17 protein-coding genes and 1 riboswitch are annotated in these 20,441 nt (G+C 68.8%); of the genes, 15 read left to right on the top strand and 2 right to left on the bottom strand.

Translation table 11 applies throughout. The features are described from left to right. Window positions 1-14: 14 nt before the first annotated feature. The 9 genes from pheS (at window position 15) to argH (ending at window position 12,306) form a co-directional block, all read left to right on the top strand. Window positions 15-1,055 carry a phenylalanine--tRNA ligase subunit alpha gene (gene pheS / locus CUR96_RS09635; protein ID WP_102193102.1) on the top strand — a complete coding sequence of 347 codons (1,041 nt, stop codon included), beginning with the start codon at window positions 15-17 and terminating at the stop codon, window positions 1,053-1,055. Further along, window positions 1,055-3,580, top strand: a complete 2,526-nt coding sequence (gene pheT / locus CUR96_RS09630; protein WP_102193101.1) for a phenylalanine--tRNA ligase subunit beta — start codon at window positions 1,055-1,057, stop codon at window positions 3,578-3,580. Before pheS ends, pheT begins: the two co-directional genes overlap by 1 nt. A 201-nt stretch (window positions 3,581-3,781) precedes the next feature. Next, window positions 3,782-3,875, top strand: a riboswitch (TPP riboswitch). Beyond that, entirely contained in the window at window positions 3,865-5,391 is a 1,527-nt protein-coding gene (locus CUR96_RS09625) for a bifunctional hydroxymethylpyrimidine kinase/phosphomethylpyrimidine kinase (protein ID WP_102193100.1), read from the top strand. (Overlaps the previous riboswitch by 11 nt.) Window positions 5,392-5,606: 215 nt before the next feature. Continuing rightward, window positions 5,607-6,659, top strand: coding sequence for an N-acetyl-gamma-glutamyl-phosphate reductase (gene argC / locus CUR96_RS09620; RefSeq protein WP_102193099.1), 1,053 nt, complete (start codon window positions 5,607-5,609; stop codon window positions 6,657-6,659). Next, window positions 6,656-7,813: a bifunctional glutamate N-acetyltransferase/amino-acid acetyltransferase ArgJ gene (gene argJ / locus CUR96_RS09615; protein ID WP_102193098.1), complete on the top strand. Its 1,158-nt coding sequence runs from the start codon at window positions 6,656-6,658 to the stop codon at window positions 7,811-7,813. Before argC ends, argJ begins: the two co-directional genes overlap by 4 nt. Beyond that, window positions 7,810-8,727, top strand: a complete 918-nt coding sequence (argB, locus tag CUR96_RS09610; protein ID WP_102193097.1) for an acetylglutamate kinase — start codon at window positions 7,810-7,812, stop codon at window positions 8,725-8,727. Before argJ ends, argB begins: the two co-directional genes overlap by 4 nt. Next, the gene (locus CUR96_RS09605) at window positions 8,724-9,944 is read left to right on the top strand and encodes an acetylornithine transaminase (RefSeq protein ID WP_102193096.1); all 1,221 of its coding nucleotides are present in this window, start codon (window positions 8,724-8,726) and stop codon (window positions 9,942-9,944) included. The genes argB and CUR96_RS09605 overlap by 4 nt, the downstream gene beginning before the upstream one ends. Then, window positions 9,941-10,876, top strand: a complete 936-nt coding sequence (argF, locus tag CUR96_RS09600; protein ID WP_102193095.1) for an ornithine carbamoyltransferase — start codon at window positions 9,941-9,943, stop codon at window positions 10,874-10,876. Before CUR96_RS09605 ends, argF begins: the two co-directional genes overlap by 4 nt. Next, window positions 10,876-12,306, top strand: a complete 1,431-nt coding sequence (gene argH / locus CUR96_RS09595) for an argininosuccinate lyase (protein ID WP_102193094.1) — start codon at window positions 10,876-10,878, stop codon at window positions 12,304-12,306. The genes argF and argH overlap by 1 nt, the downstream gene beginning before the upstream one ends. Window positions 12,307-12,335: 29 nt before the next feature. Here argH and CUR96_RS09590 read toward each other — a convergent pair whose 3' ends face one another. Next, window positions 12,336-12,917 carry a DUF1349 domain-containing protein gene (locus tag CUR96_RS09590; protein ID WP_102193093.1) on the bottom strand — a complete coding sequence of 194 codons (582 nt, stop codon included), beginning with the start codon at window positions 12,915-12,917 and terminating at the stop codon, window positions 12,336-12,338. 60 nt (window positions 12,918-12,977) lie between these two features. Here CUR96_RS09590 and CUR96_RS09585 point away from each other — a divergent pair, with 60 nt between their 5' ends. Together CUR96_RS09585 and CUR96_RS09580 are read left to right on the top strand one after the other, a co-directional pair. After that, window positions 12,978-13,622: a SatD family protein gene (locus CUR96_RS09585; protein WP_102193092.1), complete on the top strand. Its 645-nt coding sequence runs from the start codon at window positions 12,978-12,980 to the stop codon at window positions 13,620-13,622. After that, on the top strand, window positions 13,619-14,440 hold the full coding sequence (locus CUR96_RS09580; protein WP_102193091.1) for a hypothetical protein: 822 nt from the start codon (window positions 13,619-13,621) through the stop codon (window positions 14,438-14,440). Before CUR96_RS09585 ends, CUR96_RS09580 begins: the two co-directional genes overlap by 4 nt. A gap of 18 nt (window positions 14,441-14,458) precedes the next feature. Here CUR96_RS09580 and CUR96_RS09575 read toward each other — a convergent pair whose 3' ends face one another. Continuing rightward, window positions 14,459-14,821 (bottom strand): MerR family transcriptional regulator, encoded by a 363-nt coding sequence (locus CUR96_RS09575; protein WP_102193193.1) that lies wholly within the window; start codon window positions 14,819-14,821, stop codon window positions 14,459-14,461. Between the two features lie 54 nt (window positions 14,822-14,875). Here CUR96_RS09575 and CUR96_RS09570 point away from each other — a divergent pair, with 54 nt between their 5' ends. The 4 genes from CUR96_RS09570 to CUR96_RS09555 are packed head-to-tail and all read left to right on the top strand — an operon-like array spanning window position 14,876 to window position 19,873. Continuing rightward, window positions 14,876-15,829 (top strand): aldo/keto reductase, encoded by a 954-nt coding sequence (locus CUR96_RS09570; protein ID WP_102193090.1) that lies wholly within the window; start codon window positions 14,876-14,878, stop codon window positions 15,827-15,829. 40 nt (window positions 15,830-15,869) lie between these two features. Then, entirely contained in the window at window positions 15,870-17,174 is a 1,305-nt protein-coding gene (gene tyrS / locus CUR96_RS09565) for a tyrosine--tRNA ligase (protein WP_245861166.1), read from the top strand. A 20-nt stretch (window positions 17,175-17,194) separates the two neighbouring features. Continuing rightward, entirely contained in the window at window positions 17,195-18,001 is an 807-nt protein-coding gene (locus CUR96_RS09560; protein WP_102193088.1) for a DUF4184 family protein, read from the top strand. A 21-nt stretch (window positions 18,002-18,022) separates the two neighbouring features. After that, window positions 18,023-19,873, top strand: a complete 1,851-nt coding sequence (locus CUR96_RS09555; RefSeq protein WP_102193087.1) for a glycerophosphodiester phosphodiesterase — start codon at window positions 18,023-18,025, stop codon at window positions 19,871-19,873. Window positions 19,874-20,441 lie beyond the last annotated feature (568 nt).

Raw genomic sequence — 20,441 nt, 5'->3', positions numbered from 1 at the left:
TAGACTCGACTCTCGTGTCTGAGTCTCCCGAGATCACCCCAGAAGCGGTCGAAGCCGCCGTCGCCGCGGCGCTTGATGCGATCCGTGCCACAGCCAGTACGACCGAGCTGAAGGCGGCCAGGGCAGCGCACGTCGCCGAGGGCTCGCCGCTGGCGGTCCTCAATGCGTCGATGCGTCAGGTCGCCCCCGAGAACAAGGCCGCTTTCGGCAAGCTCGTCGGTCAGGGCCGCGGTCAGGTGACGCAGGCCCTCGCCGCGAAGGAGGCCGAGCTCGCCGAAGCCGAGGTCGCCTCTCGTCTCGAGTCGGAGCGGGTCGACATCACGGCGATCGCCTCACGCACCCACGTCGGTGCACGGCATCCGCTCACCCTCCTGCAGGACCAGGTGTCCGACATCTTCGTCGGCATGGGATGGGAGATCGCAGAGGGACCGGAACTCGAGCACGAGTGGTTCAACTTCGACGCACTGAACTTCGACGTCGATCATCCCGCGCGCCAGATGCAGGACACCTTCTTCGTCGACCCTGCCGATCGCCATCTCGTCATGCGCACGCACACGAGCCCCGTGCAGGTGCGGTCGATGCTCGACCGCGAGGTTCCGATCTATGTGCTTTGCCCCGGTCGCGTGTACCGCACGGACGAGTTCGACGCGACGCACCTTCCGGTGTTCACCCAGTTCGAGGGTCTGGTCGTCGACAAGGGCATCACGATGGCGCATCTCAAGGGCACCCTCGACCACTTCGCGAAGCTCCTGTTCGGGCCCGAGGCCACGACGCGCTTCCGCACGAACTACTTCCCGTTCACCGAGCCCTCCGCCGAACTCGACCTCTGGCACCCGACCTTCAAGGGCGGCGCGCGCTGGATCGAGTGGGGCGGATGCGGAATGATCAACCCGAACGTGCTGCGTGCGGCCGGGATCGATCCAGAGGTCTACAGCGGCTTCGCCTTCGGCATGGGGATCGAACGCGGACTGATGTTCCGCAGTGATGTGCAGGACATGCGCGACATGGCCGAGGGCGATGTGCGCTTCAGCGAGCAGTTCGGGATGGTGGTGTGATGCGCGTCCCGCTTTCGTGGTTGCGTGAGTACGTGGATGTGGCAGCGGATGCCACGCCGGAGGATGTCCTCGCCGCGCTGGTGCGCGTCGGGTTCGAAGAGGAGGACGTGCACCGCTTCGACATCACCGGCCCCGTCGTCGTCGGGCAGGTCGTGTCCCTCGATCCAGAGCCTCAGTCGAACGGCAAGACCATCAACTGGTGCCAGGTCGATGTCGGCCAGGCCAACGGCGGGATTCGCGGGATCGTCTGCGGCGCGCACAACTTCGTCGCCGGAGACAAGGTCGTGGTGACGCTCCCGGGCGCCGTCCTGCCCGGCCCGTTCCCGATCGCCGCGCGCAAGACCTACGGCCACGTCTCCGACGGCATGATCGCCTCGGCGCGCGAGCTCGGCCTCGGCGATGAGCACGACGGCATTCTCGTGCTCGCGGACCTCGGCATCGACGCTCCCGTCGGCGCCGACGCGATCAGCCTGCTCGGTCTCGATGATGTCGCGGTCGAGATCAACGTCACGCCCGACCGTGGTTATGCATTCTCGCTGCGCGGCGTCGCCCGGGAGTACTCGCACGCGACGGGCGCGGCCTTCCGCGACCCGGCCGAGCGCGACTTCGCCGAGCTCGCACCGGGGGACGGGTTCCCGATCTCGGTCGACGATCAGGCGCCCATCCGGGGCCGCGTCGGGGCGAGCGAGTTCGTCGCACGCGTCGTCCGCGGCGTCGACCCGTCGCGACCGACTCCGCCATGGATGATCGCACGGCTGTCGCTCGCCGGGATGCGCTCGCTCGGCATCCTCATCGACATCACGAACTACGTCATGCTCGAGCTCGGCAACCCCGTGCACGGCTACGACCTCGACAAGCTGTCCGGCGGCATCACCGTGCGCCGGGCGACCCCGGGCGAGAAGCTCGAGACGCTCGACGGGCAGGTGCGCTCCCTGCACGTCGAGGACCTCCTCATCACGGACGAGTCCGGCCCGATCGGGCTCGCCGGCGTGATGGGCGGCGGCACCACCGAGATGAGCGACGGCACCCGCAACGTGCTGATCGAGGCCGCGGCATTCGATCCGATCGCGATCGCCCGCACCGCGCGGCGGCACAAGCTGCCCAGCGAGGCGTCCAAGCGCTTCGAGCGCGGTGTCGACCCGCTGCTGCCGTTCGTGGCCGCGCGGCGCGTCGCCGACCTCATGGTGGAACTCGCAGGCGGCACGCTCACCGAAGAAGGCGGTGCTCTGTTCGCCGAGGTCTTCATCGAGGGCATCGAACTGCCCGAGGGCTTCGTGCAGGGGCTCATCGGCGTCGACTACACCGACGATGAGATCACCGGTGCCCTGACCACGATCGGCGCCGATGTCACGGCCGTCGGTGCCTCGACCGTTTCAGGGACGCCCGGATGGCAGGTCATTCCGCCCAGCTGGCGGCCGGATCTCACCGACAAGTGGACGCTCGCCGAGGAAGTCGCGCGGATCCACGGACTCGATCGCATCCCGTCGGTGCTCCCGACGCCGCCGTCCGGCCGCGGACTCACGCCTGTGCAACAGGGCCGTCGCCGTGTCGCCGATGCCCTGGCCGCCGCCGGGTTCGTCGAGACGCCTGCCTTCCCCTTCACGACCGAGGCCCAGAACGATCTGCACGGATCGGCGTCGGGGGAGCACCTCCCGAGCATCCGGCTGGCGAACCCGCTCGACGGGCAGGCACCGCACCTGCGCCGGTCGCTGATCCCCGGTCTGCTGCAGATCGCGCATCGCAACATCTCGCGCGGCCTCACCGATCTCGCTCTGTTCGAGACCGGCGTGGTGTTCCTTCCCGAGCCCGGGGTGACGTACGGCACCGACACGGTGCCCCCGCTGGGTGAGCGTCCCTCCGAAGAGACGCTCGCAGTGCTGAACGCCTCGATCCCGCCGCAGCATCGTCATGTCGCGGTCCTGCTCACCGGCAACATCGTCGCCCGCCAGCCCGGCCGCCCTGCCGAAGCAGCCGGCCTCGCCGAAGCGCTCGACGCCGTGCGCGTGATCGCTGCGGCCGCCGGCGTCGAGATCGACGTGGTGCAGGCTGAGCGTGCCGCCCTGCACCCCGGCCGCACCGGCTCACTGCTGCTGAACGGCGTGGAGGTCGGGTACGTCGGCGAACTGCATCCGGTCGTCGCCGAGGGCGCGGACCTGCCGGGTCGGGCGACCGTGCTCGAGGTCGACCTCGACCGCATCCTCACCCTCGCGGGCAACCGTGTGGTCGCCGCGTCACTCTCGACGTTCCCGGCGGCGACCCAGGATGTCTCGCTCGTCGTCCCTCTCGCCGTCAGCGCCGCCGAGCTGCGCGCTGTGCTCGTGGAAGGCGCTGGAACTCTGCTCGAGTCGCTGCGCCTCGTCGACGACTACCGTGGCGAGGGCGTGCCCGAGGGGTCGAAGAGCCTGACCTTCGCGCTGCGCTTCCGCGCGGACGATCGCACGCTCACGGCGGCGGAGGCGACCGAGGCGAAGCTCGCGGGCGTCGCGCTGGCGGCGGAGCGGTTCGGGGCGACACTGCGCGAGTAGGACGAACTGGCCGCCAGCATCGAGCAGGGCCGCCTCACGGGGGAACAGGCGGCACAGATCGAACGCCACGCGGATGCCGCGATCGCATCGTTCCACGACGGCGACTGGCCGTTCGACCGGGAGTGGGTGCGCTGGCGCCCCGAGCCGACATGGCCGACTCCCGTCCTCGCCGGCCTCGACGAACTCGCCACGTAGACTGCAAGAAGTGACACGGGGTGCCGCATCCGCGGCTGAGAACAGACCCGTCGAACCTGATCTAGTTCGTACTAGCGAAGGGATGTCGCATGAGCGATCTTCTGCGTCCATCGAGCGTGCCCCGGGTGCTCAGCATCGCGGGCAGCGATCCATCCGGCGGCGCCGGCGTCCAGGCCGACCTGAAGTCGATCGCCGCGAACGGCGGCTACGGCATGGCGGCTCTCACCGCTCTCACCGCGCAGAACACCCGGGGCGTCCGTGCGGTGCACGTGCCTCCGGCATCGTTCCTCCGCGCACAGCTGGACGCCCTCTCCGATGACATCGAGATCGATGCGGTCAAGATCGGCATGCTCGCGAACGCGGAGGTCATCCACGCCGTGCTGGCGTGGCTCGCCGCGGTGCATCCGCCGATCGTGGTCATCGACCCGGTGATGGTCGCCACGAGCGGGGACCGGCTGCTGGATGCGGATGCGGAGGATGCGCTGCGCCTGCTTTTCGGCCGGGCCCATCTGATCACGCCGAATCTCCTCGAACTCGGTGTGCTCGCCCGCCGGGAGATCGCCGACTGGTCCGATGCGCTCACCGCGGCGGCGGCGCTGGCGGATGAGACCGACGCGGCGGTACTCGTCAAGGGCGGACATCTTCCGGGGGAGGAGGCACCCGACGCCCTCGTCGAGCCCGGCGGCGCCGTCCACGAGTTCGACGGGGTTCGGATCGCGACCAGGAACACCCACGGCACCGGCTGCTCGCTGTCCTCGGCACTCGCCACGCGACGTGCACACGGCGATGACTGGCCGACGGCGGTGGCCGCATCCCGTGCCTGGCTGCGTGAATCCCTCCGCGAGGGCGACGGCCTCGACGTCGGCAGCGGGCACGGGCCGGTCAGCCACTTCGCCGGCCTCTGGCGTCGAGGCGGCACCGAGACCGCACCGGCACCCGAGGACATCGTCGGCGAGTGGTGGGAGCGGATCGCCGGCATCCGGGCCGAGATCGACGCGCTGCCGTTCATCCGCGCACTCGCCGACGGAACCCTCGCAGAGCAGCCGTTCCTGTTCTACCTGGGGCAGGATGCGCTGTATCTGCGCGAGTATGCCCGCGTACTCGCCGAGGCCGCCCGGCTCGCACCGACCTCCGAGGAGCAGGCTTTCTGGGCGCACTCCGCGCACGGCGCCATCGTCGGCGAGCTGGAGCTGCACGCCTCCTGGCTGTCTCCGGGAACGGGTGTCGGCACGTCGACGTTCGCGGCGCAGGCGGAGCCCGCCACCACGGCATATCTCGATCACCTGCGCTCGGTCGCCTTCGGCGGAGACTACGCCGAACTCGTCGCCGCGATCCTGCCGTGCTTCTGGCTCTACACCGATCTCGGCAGGCGCCTGCACGCGGGGCATTTCGGCGCATACGCCCGTGATCCCGAGCATCCCTACGCCTCGTGGCTGGCGACCTATGCGGATCCCGTGTTCGAGGAGGCCAACGATCGGGCGATCGGCTACGTCGCGAGCACCGCCGCCGGGGTGGACCCCGATGCCCGCGCTCGCATGCTCCGCGCATTCGAAGCGTCCGCCCGCCACGAGCGGGAGTTCTTCGCCGCGCCGCTGGAGGCACGCGCGTCTCGATGACGCTCCTGATTTGCGGATGCCGCTGAGCACGCGCTATCGTCCAGGCATGCCTTCGGCTGCATCCGTTTCTCCGACGCTCGTTCCGAGCGTCGTTTCGGTGCGCCGACGCCGGTCCGACCGCCGACTCTAGGCGACCCCGCGCTCCCGCCCGATGGCGGTCGAGCGCCGGTGTCGCCGCTCCGGCTCACACGACCCCCGACCGTTAAGGTAGAAGCATGACGTACACCGTCGCCGTTTCCGGCGCATCCGGCTATGCGGGCGGCGAGATCCTGCGCATTCTCGCCGCTCATCCCGACATCGAGATCCGGACCGTCACCGCGCATTCGAACGCCGGCCAGCCGCTGATCGATCACCAGCCGCATCTGCGCTCGCTCGCCCATCTCACCCTGCAGGACACGACGCCGGAGATCCTCTCCGGTCACGACATCGTCTTCCTCGCCCTTCCGCACGGGCAGTCCGGGCAGTACACCGACGCGCTGGGCGATACCCCGCTCGTGATCGACGCGGGCGCCGACCACCGCCTCACCTCCTCCGCAGCCTGGGACTCCTTCTACGGCGGCGACTTCCACGAACCGTGGGCCTACGGCGTTCCCGAGCTCCTCGTGGCGGGAGCCAAGCAACGTGAGCATCTGCGCGGAGCCACGCGGATCGCGGCCCCCGGCTGCAACGCCTCCACAGTGAGCTTGAGCCTGGTCCCTGGCGTCGCCGCCGGCGTCATCGACCCCGGCGACATCGTCTCCGTCCTCGCGGTCGGCCCGTCCGGTGCGGGCAAGAGCCTCAAGCAGAATCTGCTCGCCAGTGAGATCCTCGGCTCGGCGAACCCCTACGCGGTCGGCGGCACGCACCGTCACATCCCCGAGATCCGCCAGGCCATCGCCGCGGCGAGCGAGGTCGATCCACAAGGCATCCGCATCTCGTTCACTCCGGTCCTGGTGCCGATGTCGCGCGGCATCCTCGCCACCTCGACGGCGCCGATCGTGCCGGGTGTCACCGACGCGGAGATCCGCACGGCATGGGAGAGCGCCTACGGCGACGAGACCTTCGTGCAGCTGCTGCCTGAGGGCCGCTTCCCGCGCACCGCCGACGTGCTCGGTGCGAACACCGCGCTGATCGGCCTCGCCATCGATCGGGCTGCCAATCGCGTGACCGTCGTCACCGCCGTCGACAATCTCGTCAAGGGCACCGCCGGGGCCGCCATCCAGTCCATGAACATCGCGCTCGGTCTGCCCGAGGACCGCGCCCTCTCGATCAACGGAGTCGCACCATGAGCGTGACCGCACCCCAGGGTTTCGAAGCCGCCGGCGTCGCCGCCGGCCTCAAGTCCACCGGCAAGCCCGACGTCGCCGTGGTCGTGAACCAGGGCCCCCGCAAGGTCGGCGCGGCTGTCTTCACCAGCAACCGCGCGAAGGCGAACCCGATCATCTGGTCGCAGCAGGCGGTCGCCGACCGCGTCGTCGAGGCGGTCGTGCTCAACTCCGGTGGAGCGAACTGCTTCACCGGCGCCTTCGGCTTCCAGACGACGCATCAGACCGCCGAGAAGGCAGCGGAGCTCCTCGGAGTCAGCGCCGGTGATGTGCTCATCTGCTCCACCGGGCTCATCGGGGTCGGCGACGAGGCCTTCCGCGAGAAGGTGCTCACCGGCACGGCCCAGGCGATCGCGGAGCTCAGCACCGACGGCGGCCAGTCCGCCGCCGAGGCGATCATGACGACCGACTCCGTGTCGAAGACCGCGACGATCACGCGCGACGGCTGGACCATCGGGGGCATGGCGAAGGGCGCGGGGATGCTGGCGCCGGGCCTCGCCACGATGCTCGTCGTGCTGACCACAGACGCCGTCCTCGAACCGCTCGAGGCCGATGCCGCTCTCCGCCGCGCCACCGGGCAGACGTTCGACCGGCTGGACTCCGACGGCTGCATGTCGACGAACGACCAGGTCACGCTGCTCGCCAACGGCGCCAGCGGCATCGTCCCCGACCTCGAGGACTTCGCGCAGGCGCTCACCGAGCTGTGCCTCGAACTGTCCGTGAAGCTTCAGGGCGATGCCGAAGGCGCGAGCCACGACATCACCATCGAGGTGCAGCACGCGGCATCCGAGCAGGAGGCCGTCGAGGTCGGTCGCTCCGTCGCCCGCAACAACCTCTTCAAGGCAGCCATCTTCGGCAACGACCCGAACTGGGGCCGTGTGCTCGCGGCCATCGGCACCACCGCGGCCCAGTTCGACCCCTACGACGTGGACGTCTGGATGAACGGCGTGCGCGTGTGCACGGCGGGCGGCCCCGACCGCCCGCGTGAAGAGGTCGACCTCACGCCCCGGGCGACGCACATCATGATCGACCTGAAGACCGGCGACGCATCCGCCACGATCCTCACCAACGATCTCACCCACGATTACGTCCACGAGAACAGCGCGTACGCCTCATGACCGACATCCAGGACACCACACCGGACGTCGCGGCGGTCAAGGCGTCGACGCTCATCGAGTCGCTGCCGTGGCTGAAGAAGTTCCGCGATCAGATCGTCGTCATCAAGTACGGCGGCAACGCCATGATCTCCGACGAGCTGCAGGAGGCGTTCGCACAGGACATCGCGTACCTGCGCTATGTCGGTGTGCAGCCGGTCGTCGTGCACGGCGGCGGTCCGCAGATCTCCGACATGCTCGAGCGGCTCGACATCCCCAGCGAGTTCAAGGGCGGGTATCGCGTCACCAACACCGAGGCGATCAGCGTCGTGCGGATGGTGCTGACAGGACAGGTCAACCCGCAGCTGGTCGCGAAGATCAACTCGCACGGCCCGATCGCCACGGGGCTCAGCGGCGAGGACGCGGGCCTCTTCGGCGGCCGTCGTCGCGGAGTCGTCATCGACGGCGAGGAGATCGACCTCGGCCGGGTCGGCGACGTCGTCGAGGTCGATCCCACGCCGGTGCTCGACCATCTCGCCGCCGGTCGCATCCCGGTGGTGTCCAGCATCGCCCCCGACCTGGATCATCCGGGCCAGTCGCTGAACGTGAATGCGGATGCCGCAGCCGCCGCGCTCGCGGTCGCGCTGGACGCCGCCAAGCTCGTCATCCTCACCGATGTGCCGGGGCTCTACGCGGATTGGCCGAACCGCGACTCGCTCGTCTCGCATCTCACTTCGACGGAACTCATCGGCATGCTGCCGACGCTGCAGTCGGGGATGATCCCGAAGATGAAGGCCTGCCTCGACGCGGTCGAGGGCGGAGTGGATGCGGCAGCGATCATCGACGGACGGGTGCCGCATTCGGTGCTCGTCGAGCTCTTCACGAGCAAGGGAATCGGAACAGAAGTGGTCTTGGCATCGAACGGAGTATCGGCATGAGCAACTGGCAGGATGACGCGGCGAGCGACCTGGTCCTCAACGCGGGGCCGCGTCTGGCGCTGCTCACCCGTGGCGAGGGTTCCTATCTGTGGGATGCCGACGGCCGGCGCCACCTCGATTTCCTCGCCGGCATCGCCGTGACCTCGCTCGGGCACGCGCACCCGGTGTTCGTCGAGGCCATCTCGAAGCAGGCGGCCACCCTCGCGCACGTCTCGAACTACTTCGCCACTCCGCCGCAGCTCGCGCTCGCGGCACGCCTGAAGCGCCTCGCCGGCGCCGGAATCGACGGCCGGGTGTTCTTCTCGAACTCCGGAGCCGAGGCCAATGAGGCGGCGTTCAAGCTCGCCCGTCTGCACGGGGGGACCGAACGCCCGCGCATCCTGGCACTGGAGAACGGCTTCCACGGTCGCACCATGGGATCGCTCGCCCTCACGGCGAAGGCCACCATGCGGGCACCCTTCGAACCGATGCCCGGTGGCGTGGAGCACATCCCGGCCACCGTCGAGGCGCTCGAGGCGGCCATCGACGATCGTGTCGCCGCCGTCATCGTCGAGCCCATCCAGGGCGAGGCCGGAGTCGTCGAGCTGCCGGCAGGCTACCTGGCCGCCGCCCGTTCGCTCACGCTGAAGCACGGTGCGCTCCTCATCGTCGATGAGATCCAGACGGGGGCCGGGCGCACCGGCGCCTGGTTCGGGTTCAGCCATGACGGCATCACGCCGGACGCGATCACCCTGGCGAAGGGGATCGGCGGCGGGTTCCCGATCGGCGCCCTGGTCACCTTCGGCGCGGCCAGCTCGCTGTTCACCCCCGGCTCGCACGGCTCCACTTTCGGAGGGAACCCGCTGGCGACGGCCGTCGCCGACGCCGTTCTCGCCGAGATCGAGCACTCGGGTCTCGTCGACAACGCCGCCCGGCGCGGCGAGGAACTGCGCGCCGTCATCGACGGCATCGGCTCGCCGCTCGTCGACGGTATCCGCGGCCGTGGACTCCTCATCGGCGTCGGTCTCACCGCGCCGGTCGCCGGTGACGTGGTCGCCGCCGCGCAGGAACGCGGTCTCATCATCAACGCGGCGAACCCGGAGACCGTGCGGATCGCGCCGGCGCTGAACATCGGCGACGCCGAGATCGCCGAGTTCGCCGAGCTCTTCGCCGCCGCACTCGCCGATGTCCAGGCTTCCGCCGCATCCGCTCCCGAAACCGGAAAGGTCCACGCATGACCACCCGCCACCTGCTGCGCGATGACGATCTGACCCCCGCCGAGCAGGCGGAGATCCTCGATCTCGCCATCGAGCTGAAGAAGGATCGCTGGGCGGACAAGAGCCTCTCAGGTCCCCAGACCGTCGCGGTGATCTTCGACAAGTCCTCCACGCGCACCCGCGTCTCGTTCGCGGTCGGCATCGCGGACCTCGGCGGCTCGCCGCTGATCATCTCGACGGCCAACAGCCAGCTCGGCGGCAAGGAGACACCCTCCGACACCGCACGAGTGCTCGAGCGCCAGGTGGCGGCCATCGTCTGGCGCACCTATGCGCAGGCGGGGCTGGAGGAGATGGCCAGGGGCACCAGGGTGCCGGTCATCAATGCGCTCTCGGACGACTTCCACCCGTGCCAGCTGCTCGCGGATCTGCTGACGATCCGGGAGCACAAGGGCGAGCTCAAGGGACTCACCCTGAGCTTCTTCGGCGACGGGCAGAGCAACATGTCGCACTCGTACATGCTCGCCGGCGTCACCGCCGGGATGCACGTGCGGGTCGTCGCGCCGGAGGGCTACGCGCCTCGCGCCGACGTCGTCGAGGCGGCGGAGCGCCGTGCGGCCGAGACCGGCGGATCGATCACGCTCCTCGCCGACCCGGCGGAGGCCGCGGCCGGTGCGGATGTCGTCGTCACCGACACCTGGGTGTCGATGGGCAAGGAGGAGGAGAAGCTCGCGCGGATCCGCGACCTCGGCGCCTACAAGGTCACCCCGCAGACGATGGCACTCGCCGACCCCGGGGCGATCTTCATCCACTGCCTTCCGGCCGATCGCGGCTACGAGGTGGACTCCGACGTCATCGACGGCCCGCAGAGCGTGGTCTGGGATGAGGCGGAGAACCGCCTGCACGCGCAGAAGGCGCTGCTGGTCTGGCTGCTCGGCAAGAAGAAGGACGCATGATGAGCGGTGCGAAGCACGAGGGAACGAACGAGGGGGCTCTCTGGGGCGCCCGATTCGCGACGGGGCCGTCGCCGGAGCTGGTCGAGCTCAGCCGCTCCACCCACTTCGACTGGATCCTCGCGCCGTACGACATCGCCGGCTCCCACGCCCACGCGACCGCGCTCGCCGCGGCCGGTTATCTCGAGCCCGATGAGGCGCAGCGGATGCACGAGGGCCTGGATGCCGTGCTCCGGTCGGTGCAGGATGGCACACTGCGTCCGGCTCCGTCCGATGAGGACGTGCACGGCGCGCTCGAGCAGGCGCTGATCGCCGAGCTCGGCCCCGAGCTGGGCGGGCGCCTGCGCGCCGGACGCAGCCGCAACGACCAGATCGCGACGCTGGTGCGGATGTACCTCATCGACCACGCGCGCGTGATCGCCCGCGACATCCTGCGTGTCATCGACGCGCTCGTCGCCCAGGCCGAGGCGCACCCCGACGCCATCCTCCCCGGCCGCACGCATCTGCAGCACGCGCAGCCGGTGCTGCTGGCGCACCACCTTCTCGCCCATGGATGGCCGCTGGTGCGCGAGCTCGAGCGCCTGGTCGACTGGCGCCGCCGTGCCGGCGTCTCGCCGTACGGCGGGGGAGCGCTGGCCGGATCCACGCTGGGTCTCGACCCCGCCCTGGTGGCGACCGAACTCGGACTCGATCGTCCGGCGGAGAACTCGCTCGACGGCACCTCCGCACGCGATGTGGTCGCCGAGTTCGCCTTCATCACGGCGATGACCGGGGTCGACATCTCAAGGCTCAGCGAGGAGATCATCCTCTGGAACACGCGCGAGTTCGGCTTCGTCACCCTCGACGACGGCTACTCGACCGGGTCGAGCATCATGCCGCAGAAGAAGAATCCCGACATCGCCGAGCTCGCTCGAGGCAAGTCCGGGCGGCTCATCGGCAACCTGTCGGGTCTGCTGGCCACGCTCAAGGGTCTTCCGCTCGCGTACAACCGTGATCTGCAGGAGGACAAGGAGCCGGTGTTCGACTCCGTCCAGACCCTCGAGGTCGTCCTTCCCGCGTTCGCGGGGATGATCGCGACGCTGCGCTTCGACACGGAGCGGATGGCGGCGCTCGCACCGCAGGGGTTCTCACTGGCGACGGACGTCGCCGAGTGGCTGGTGAAGCGGCGGGTCCCGTTCCGCGACGCCCACGAGATCTCGGGTGCGCTCGTGCGCGCCTGCGAGGAGCAGGGCATCGGACTCGAGGACGCCTCCGACGGGCTGCTGCTCTCGGTATCGGCGCACCTCGTCCCCGAGGTGCGCGAGGTGCTCACGATCGAAGGATCGGTGGCATCGCGCACCGGCGCCGGTGGCACGGCACCCGTGCGGGTCGCGGAGCAGCGTGCCGAACTGGTGGCGCGGGCACAGGCGGCAGCGCACGCGCTCGGACTGTAGTCCGGGTGCGGGGACGATCCGCTGGGGCGTCAGTGCAGGGAATCGTCCGCGGCTGAGCGTGCCCAGCGGGTGAAGTGCACGGTGAGACCTGCACGTGTGGGAGCGGCGAGGAACGGCCCGGCGGCTGCTTCGGCGTCCGGGTCAAAGGAAGCGACCCGCACCAGCCGCCAGTCGCCGTCGTCGGCGCGTGCGCGCACGATGAGGGCGTCGGCCCAGCGGCTGATGCGCACGGTGATCTCGGCGTCGATCCACTCGTCGACGTATCCCACCGACCAGTCGGAGCGTCGATCGGTGACGACGGCGCCGAGGCCGAGATGTCCGTCGGCGAATTCGATGCCGGCCTTCACCCATCGCTCCGCATCGATCTGCACGAAGAGTCCCGCCTGATCGAACTGGCCATCCCATGGTGCCCGGAACGACACCTCCATCGCCTCTCCGACCCCCAGCGGCGCGAGCAGGGCGTGCTCGGAATCGTGGACGAAACCGTAGGCGGTGTGCCGCCAGGCATCGCTTCCCTCTTCGGCGGTGACGACGAGTTGAGCGCTCTCTGTCGCCGATCGAGGCGGATGGGTCCAGGAGCCGTCGGTCCAGGGGATGCGTGAATCAGGCATGTTCCTCAAATATAACTAAATAGTGCATAAGTGCAGAGTTATTCATGATATGGTTATGGCATGGTCATCGCCGTACTCGCCGACATCGTGGGCTCGCGCCGGCTCAGCGACCGGACGGCCGCGCAGCGCGTGCTCGACGACACCATCGCGGTTGCCGAAGCCGATCTCGCACTGGCGACGCAGCCGCTGACGCCTACCGTAGGCGACGAGCAGCAAGGCGTCTACCGGGATCTCGGCGATGCCATGACGTCGCTGCTGATGATCCAGCTCCGGTTGCCCGACGGGATCGCGTTCCGTTTCGGCATCGGCGTGGGGGAGATCAGGCCGGTCGGCTCCGTGCACGGCGACCTGTCCGACGGCCCCGGCTGGTACGCCGCCCGAGAGGCGATCGAGACCGTGCACGCACGCGAACAGCGCGCCTTGCCGCGTTCGCGCACCTGGATTGTCGGGGCTCCGGGGCAGGATGAGGTCATGGAATCCACGATCGCCGTGTCCAACGCGTACCTGCTCGCACGCGACGAGCTCGTCGGCGCCATGAGCGAGCGAGAACGGCGTCTCGCATACGGACGACTGATCGGCACGTCCCAGCAGGATCTCGCAGCCCAGGAGGGCATCTCGCAGCCGAGCGTCTCCAAGTCGCTGCGGAGCGCCGGAGCAGCCGCTCTCATCGAAGGACTGGCTGCGATCAGAGGAGGATCGGCATGATCGTCACCGGATTCATCCTCCTGGCCGTGGGCGCTGCCGATCTCGTGCGGCAGTTCGCACCGCGCCGCTGGATCGGCTACCTCACCGCCGCCGTCATCCTGTTGCTGCTCGGAAGCGTGAGCGATGCGCTGCTGCCGATGATCGCCGCCCTCCTCACGGGGGCGATCTGGATCTGGTGCATGCCCGACGACCGTCCGTCACCGGCCGGATTCTGGCCGGCCGTCCTGCTGGGCGTGGTGAGCATCGGTGCCGTCGTCTGGTTCGGCGAGCGGGCGGATGCCGGATTGATCGGCGATGTCTGGACGTTGCGCTCGCCGTTCGGCCTCATCTCCTTCGACCTCGCCATCCTCGTGCTCGGCGCCGGGGTCTTCCTCCTCGAATCGGCCAATCTGGTGGTGCGTGCGGCCCTCGACGGCGAGCACACCTGGCGACCGGTCGATTCCGCCGTGCAGCCGGTTCCCGTCCTGAGCGCTCCGCAGGCCATCGTGCCGACGGCCGATCCGGCGATCGGCGATCCCGCAGACGGCGCCGCGACGGCGGCGGCCGTGCCGACGGCGGCTCCCGACCCGCGCAGCGGATTCAAAGGAGGGCGTCTCATCGGTCCGCTGGAGCGGATCATCGTCCTGCTGCTGACACTCGCAGGCGCGTATCCGGTGCTGGCCGCGATGCTCGCCGCCAAAGGCATCGTGCGGTTCCCCGAGATCTCCCGAGACGGCGAGAGCGGGGCGCGCGCCGAGTACTTCCTCGTCGGCAGCCTCGTCAGCTGGGTCATGGCGCTCGGCGCCGCGTTCCTCGTGTGGTGGTCGGCGCAGAGCTGAGCGGCATCCGCCCCGTGCTCAGCCGTCGAGGAGCCCTCGATACCAGGTGAGCTTCTCCTGCAATCTGCTCTGCTGGGCGAGCACTTCGGCGAGCTGACGTTCGACGGTCTCGGCATGCTCCTCGAGCAGCGCGATGCGTTCGGGAACGGTCTCCTCGTCGCGGCAGAGCTGCCCGTAGCGACGCAGACGCTCGACCGGCATTCCGGTCTCGCGCAGGCACTTGAGGAATTCGAGCAGGCCGAGTTCGGCATCCGTGTACGAGCGGTGACCGCCGGCCGTGCGCGGAACCGGGGGCAGGATGCCCTCCCGCTCGTAGTAGCGGAGGGTGTCGATCGAGAAACCGGATCGCGCCGCCGTCTCGGCGGGGGTGTACGTCGTCATGGATGCGAGCATAGGGCTTGACCTGGAGCGCGCTCCAGGTTGCAGAGTGAAGACATGACCGACGAGAACACGAAGAGATCACCCATCGTCCTCGGTGCCATGATGTTCGGCACCCTCATCGACGAGGAGACGTCGTTCGCCCTGCTCGACCGGTTCGTCGAGCGGGGCGGCACATGGATCGACACCGCGGACTGCTACAGCTTCTGGGCGAGCGACACCGGGCACGGCGGTGCCTCCGAGGAGGTGATCGGCCGCTGGCTGGCGACACGCCCCGGCGAGCGAGAGCGGATCCGGATCTCCACGAAGGTCGGCGCGGAGCCGCTGTGGCCCGGATCCTGGCCGCAGCACCGTACCGGTCTTTCGCCACGCGCCATCCGCGTCGCTGCGGAGGGGAGCCTTCGCAGACTCGGCGTGGACACGATCGAGCTGCTCTGGCTGCATCAGGAGGACCGAGCCGTCCCGATCGAGGAGAGCGTGGAAGGGCTGGCCGCCCTCACGGCCGACGGCACGGTCCGCCGGGTCGGGGCGTCGAACCATCCGGCCTGGCGGATCGAGAGGGCACGCGCCCACGCGAAGCGCATCGGCAGTGTGCCGATCGACGCGTTCCAGCTCAACAGCACCTACCTGAGGGTGCGGCCGGGGACGCTGCCGCCCGGCGTGGTGCACCCGTTCGGAGTGCTGAGCGACGAGCAGCGCGACTTCGCCGAGGCGAACGGGATCGAGACTTGGGCGTACACGCCCCTGCTCTCCGGCGGCTACGACGACGAGGCCAAGCCGATACCCGACGTGTACGACCACCCGGCCAGCACGCGGCGACTCGAGATCCTTGCCGAGATCGCCGAGCAGCGCGCTCTCGGCCGGGGGCAGATCGTGCTGGCGTGGCAGATCGCCCACGGCATCCGTCCGATCCTGGGCGGGAGCAAGCTGTTCCAGCTGGATGCGGCCATGGATGCCGCTGCCATCGCACTCACCGAGGCGGAGCTCGCACGGCTCGACGAGCCGTTCTGATCGCGTATCGCGTGTCCGGCGCGCTGATAGCCTGGTGAGCGTGTCACATCCCGCTCTGACGACCGCCGAACCCGCGATCGATCCCACGTTCGAGAACGTATGGGACGAGATCGTGTGGCGAGGGCTGGTCCACGTGTCCACCGACCAGGAGGCGCTGCGCGCCCTGCTCGCGGGAGACCCGATCACGTATTACTGCGGTTTCGATCCGACCGCGCCGAGTCTGCACCTGGGCAACCTCGTGCAGCTGCTCACGCTGCGCCGTCTCCAGCTCGCCGGCCACAAGCCGCTCGGACTCGTCGGCGGGTCGACCGGTCTCGTCGGCGACCCCGGTGGCCGTGACTCCGAACGCGTGCTCAACCCGGTCGAGACCGTCGAGGAGTGGGTCGGGAAGCTGCGGGCTCAGGTCGAGCGGTTCCTGAGCTTCGAGGGCGACAACGCCGCGCGCATCGTGAACAATCTCGACTGGACCGCGCCGCTGAGCGCGATCGACTTCCTGCGCGGGATCGGCAAGCACTTCCGCGTCGGCACCATGATCAAGAAGGATGCCGTCGCCGCGCGCCTGAACTCCGAGGCGGGTATCTCGTACACCGAGTTCAGCTACCAGATCCTGCAGGGTCTGGACTACCTCGAGCTGCACCGCCGCTACGGCTGCGTGCTGCAGACCGGCGGCAGCGACCAGTGGGGCAACCTCACCAGCGGAACGGATCTCATCCACCGCGTCGAGGGCGTCTCAGTGCACGCGATCGGAACCCCGCTCATCACGAACAGCGACGGCTCGAAGTTCGGCAAGAGCGCCGGCAACGCGATCTGGCTCGACCCCGAGATGTGCAGTCCGTACCGGATGTACCAGTTCTGGTTGAACACCGACGATGCCGACGTGGTCACACGTCTCAAGGTCTTCACCTTCCTGACGCGGGCCGAGATCGAGGAGTACGCGGCGCTCGTCGCATCCGAACCGTTCCGCCGCGCAGCGCAGAAGAGGCTCGCACTCGAGGTCGTGGCCACGGTGCACGGCATCGACGCGGCCGCTGCAGTCATCGCCGCGTCTGAGGCGCTTTTCGGCCAGGGCGATCTGACATCGCTGGATGCCGCGACATTGCGGACGGCGCTCGAGGAGCTCCCGAACGCCACCGTCGCGGCGGGAAGCCCGGTGGTCGAGGCGCTCGTCGGTGCAGGACTCGTCTCGAGCATCTCCGAAGCGCGGCGTGCCATCGCTCAGGGTGGTGTCTCGCTGGACGGCGAACGCATCGAGGACGAGGCGGCAACGGTGCAGGGCACTCTGCCGGGTGGTGTCTCGGTGCTTCGGCGAGGGAAGAAGACCCTCGCCGGCGTCTTCATCGGCTGAGGCCGCGTCGAGCGCGGATCATGCCGTTCACACCGAGCCACGCGGTCATCGCGCTGCCGTTCATCCGGACGCCGCTCGTGCCGTCGGCCATCGCGATCGGTGCGATGACGCCCGATCTGCCGTTGTTCCTCCGTGGCTTCGGGGTGAGCTATTCGTTCACGCACACCGTCGGCAACGTCGTCTGGACAGCGCTGATCGCCTTCGGGCTGTTCCTCCTGTGGCGGGTGGTGCTGCGCCCGGCCGTCCCGGAGCTCGCTCCGGCAGTCCTTGCGAGGCGCGTGCCCTCGGAGTGGACGGATGCCGGGATGAGCGCATTCCGGCATGCCGTCGGAGTCGGACAGCGCCGCGGCTACCCCGTGCTGCTCGCGCTGTCGTTCATTCTCGGGGTGCTGTCGCACATCGCGTGGGACCTGTTCACGCACGAGGGGCGCGAGGGAGTGCAGCTGATTCCTGTGCTCGGAGCCATGTGGGGTCCGCTGCCCGGATACAAGTGGCTGCAGCACGGCTCCAGTGCGATCGGCCTCGTCATCATCGCGGTCTGGGTGGTGCTCCGGCTCCGCCGCAGCGAACAGCACGCCGTCACCACGCGATTCCTGCCGGCATGGGTGCGGATCAGCTGGTGGATGTCGCTGCCGGTGATCCTCGGGGTGGCATGGGGGATCGGCCCCGTCGTCCACGGCCCGCTGGACGCCGAGTTCACCGTTCAGCACCTCGCCTACCGGATGCTGCCGGCGGCGTGCGCCATCTGGGGTGGAGTGACCCTGCTGCTGTGCCTGGCGCTTCCGCTGTTCCGAAGAACCGGAGAACCCGCGCGACCGCAGGACTGACGCGCATGGTTGAATCGGGGAATGGCCCGGGTCCCGCTTCCGATCGCCCCGAGCCTGGCCTCCGGGTATCGCCTCACAGCGAAGGGATTCGCACGCACGCTGGTGCTGGTGGCTTTCGTCCAGGGGGCGGTGGCGATCGTGGCGGCACCGCTGCTGGCGGGCATGTTCTCGGTCGCAGCGAGGGCATCGGGACTGACCGCCGTCACGACGACCTCGGCCGCACAGTTCCTGCGCAGTCCTCTCGGCGTCGGCATCGCAGCCGTCTCCCTGGTGCTCGTCGTTCTCGCTCTGCTCGGGCAGACGGCGGTCTTCGTCGCCGTCGCCGACCTGCGACGGCGAGATGCGGACCTGAGCGCCCGTGCTGTCGCGCGCCGCATGAGGATCCGCGTGGCAGCACTCCTGCGGCGGCCCTCGACGCTGCTGCTCGTTCCGTACCTGGTGCTGATCGTTCCCCTCGGGCACGCCGGGATCGGCTCGATCCTCACACAATGGGTCGCGATTCCGGCGTTCGTCACCGACGAGCTGATGAAGACTCCGCTGCACGCGGTGCTCTACACCGCGTTGCTGGTGCTCGTGTGGTGGCTGAACCTGCGCCTCATCTTCACGATCCCGCTGCTCGTCCTCGAGCACGTCGGCGTTCCCGCCGCCGTCGCGCGGAGCTGGCGATTCACGCGCTGGCGGAGCATCCGGATCGCTGCGCTGCTCGCCGGTGTTCTGGTTCCGATGGCGGTGACGCTGGGAGCGCTGGCACTCGTCGTTCCGCTTCCGACGCTTGCGTCCGACCACGCGGAGCCGGCCGCTTCGATCGCGGTCGGCGCGATCAGCCTCGGCCTCGGCCAGGTCGTCGCGTTCTTCATCGTCGGAGTGTTCCTGATGGTGCAGACGCAGGTGCTGGTCGCGGCGGCGGCATCGTCGGGCATGCTCTCCGCGGATGCGACGGAGGATGCCCCGCCGTCGCCCGCGGGAGTCATCGGTGATCACGCCACCGTAGAAGGTGCGCGCGCACCGCGCGCCCCGGCGCTCATCGCGGGGATCGGTGCGGTGATCGCGGGCGGTGTGCTCAGCGCCACCGCCGTCGTTCCGCTCGCCGAGGTGGCTGACGGCGCGACGACGGTGCTCGCGCATCGCGGTTTCACGGAACAGGGAGTCGAGAACACGCTGGGCTCCCTCGAGGCGGCGCATGCCGCGGGTGCCGAAGTGGTGGAGATGGATGTGCAGCAGACCAGCGACGGCGGCTGGGTGCTCATGCACGATCCGGATCTGAACCGTCTCGCAGGGATGGACACCTCCGTCGCTCGGCTGACGACTGCAGAGGCCACCGCCGTGACCGTTCGAGACGATGCCGGGCATGCCGAACGGAAACCGACCCTCGAGCAGTACCTCCGACGGGCCGACGATCTCGATCAGCAGCTGCTCATCGAGATCAAGGTGCACGGCGGCGAGACCGAGGGCTTCGTCGCCGAGCTCATCGAGCTCATCGACCGAGTGGACGGCGCCGACGAGCACATCTACCACACCCTCAGCGCCGACGTCGTCGAACAGGTCACCACGCTGCGGCCCGACCTGACGATCGGATTCATCGTCCCACTGGCCTACGGGGGAGTGCCGGAGACCCCGGCCTCGTTCCTCGTCGTCGAGCAGAGTGTCTACACGAGGGCGCTTCGTGATGAGGTCTGGTCCGAGGGAAAGGCCCTCTATGTCTGGACGGTGCAGGATGCGGCACGCATGCGGGCGCTGTTCCGTGACAACGTCGACGGGATCATCACGGACCACCCCGACGTCGCGGTTCGGCAGCTGACGGATGTCGCGTCGGACACCGCGCTCTCCGGCCGTCTCGCCGACATGGCGGACCGGCTGTTCACCGGCCCGTAGGCCGTGATCCTCGGCTTCTGCCACGGAAACCGGCCCTGACGGGGAAGAATCCGCAGGCGCGGTGGGTGCGACACGCCCGGCGGTCCGCGGTGATTTGCCCAAACCCCGGGATCCGCGTAACTTATTACTTGTTCGCCCCACAGGGAAGCGGAGAGGCCGAGAGCTTCACCCCCCCTCAAGCGGAGAACCACCTCCCGATCCGCTCTCACTTGAGAGTTCAGGCGCTTGCGTCTAGGATGGGAGCTTCCACCTCTTCTGCAGCTTGTTTCGGCTGCGCAGCGGATCTCCGATCTGCTCAGCGCGTCGATTTGACAAGCGGGAGGATGTGGGTAAGATTGAGAAGTTGCCCTTCGGGCCTGGTTGTGATGACTGGGTCGGGGGAGCGTCCGATCCTTGAGAACTCAACAGCGTGCACTTGTCAAATGCCAAATTATCCTCGTCTCCATTTCGGTGGGGGTGAGAATTCCTTTGGATCAAAGACCAATCCCCTTTGTTGGGGGTTGGCATTCGGATGAAGTCAGCAATGAATTTGTCTCTTTGGTCGGTATCAAACTCGCTGCGTCACCGT

Origin of the sequence: Microbacterium aurantiacum (assembly GCF_002872075.1) — a bacterium.
GTDB lineage: Bacteria > Actinomycetota > Actinomycetes > Actinomycetales > Microbacteriaceae > Microbacterium > Microbacterium aurantiacum_A.
Note: the sequence above shows the minus strand (reverse complement) of the source record. Positions and strands in the feature narration are given on the sequence as shown.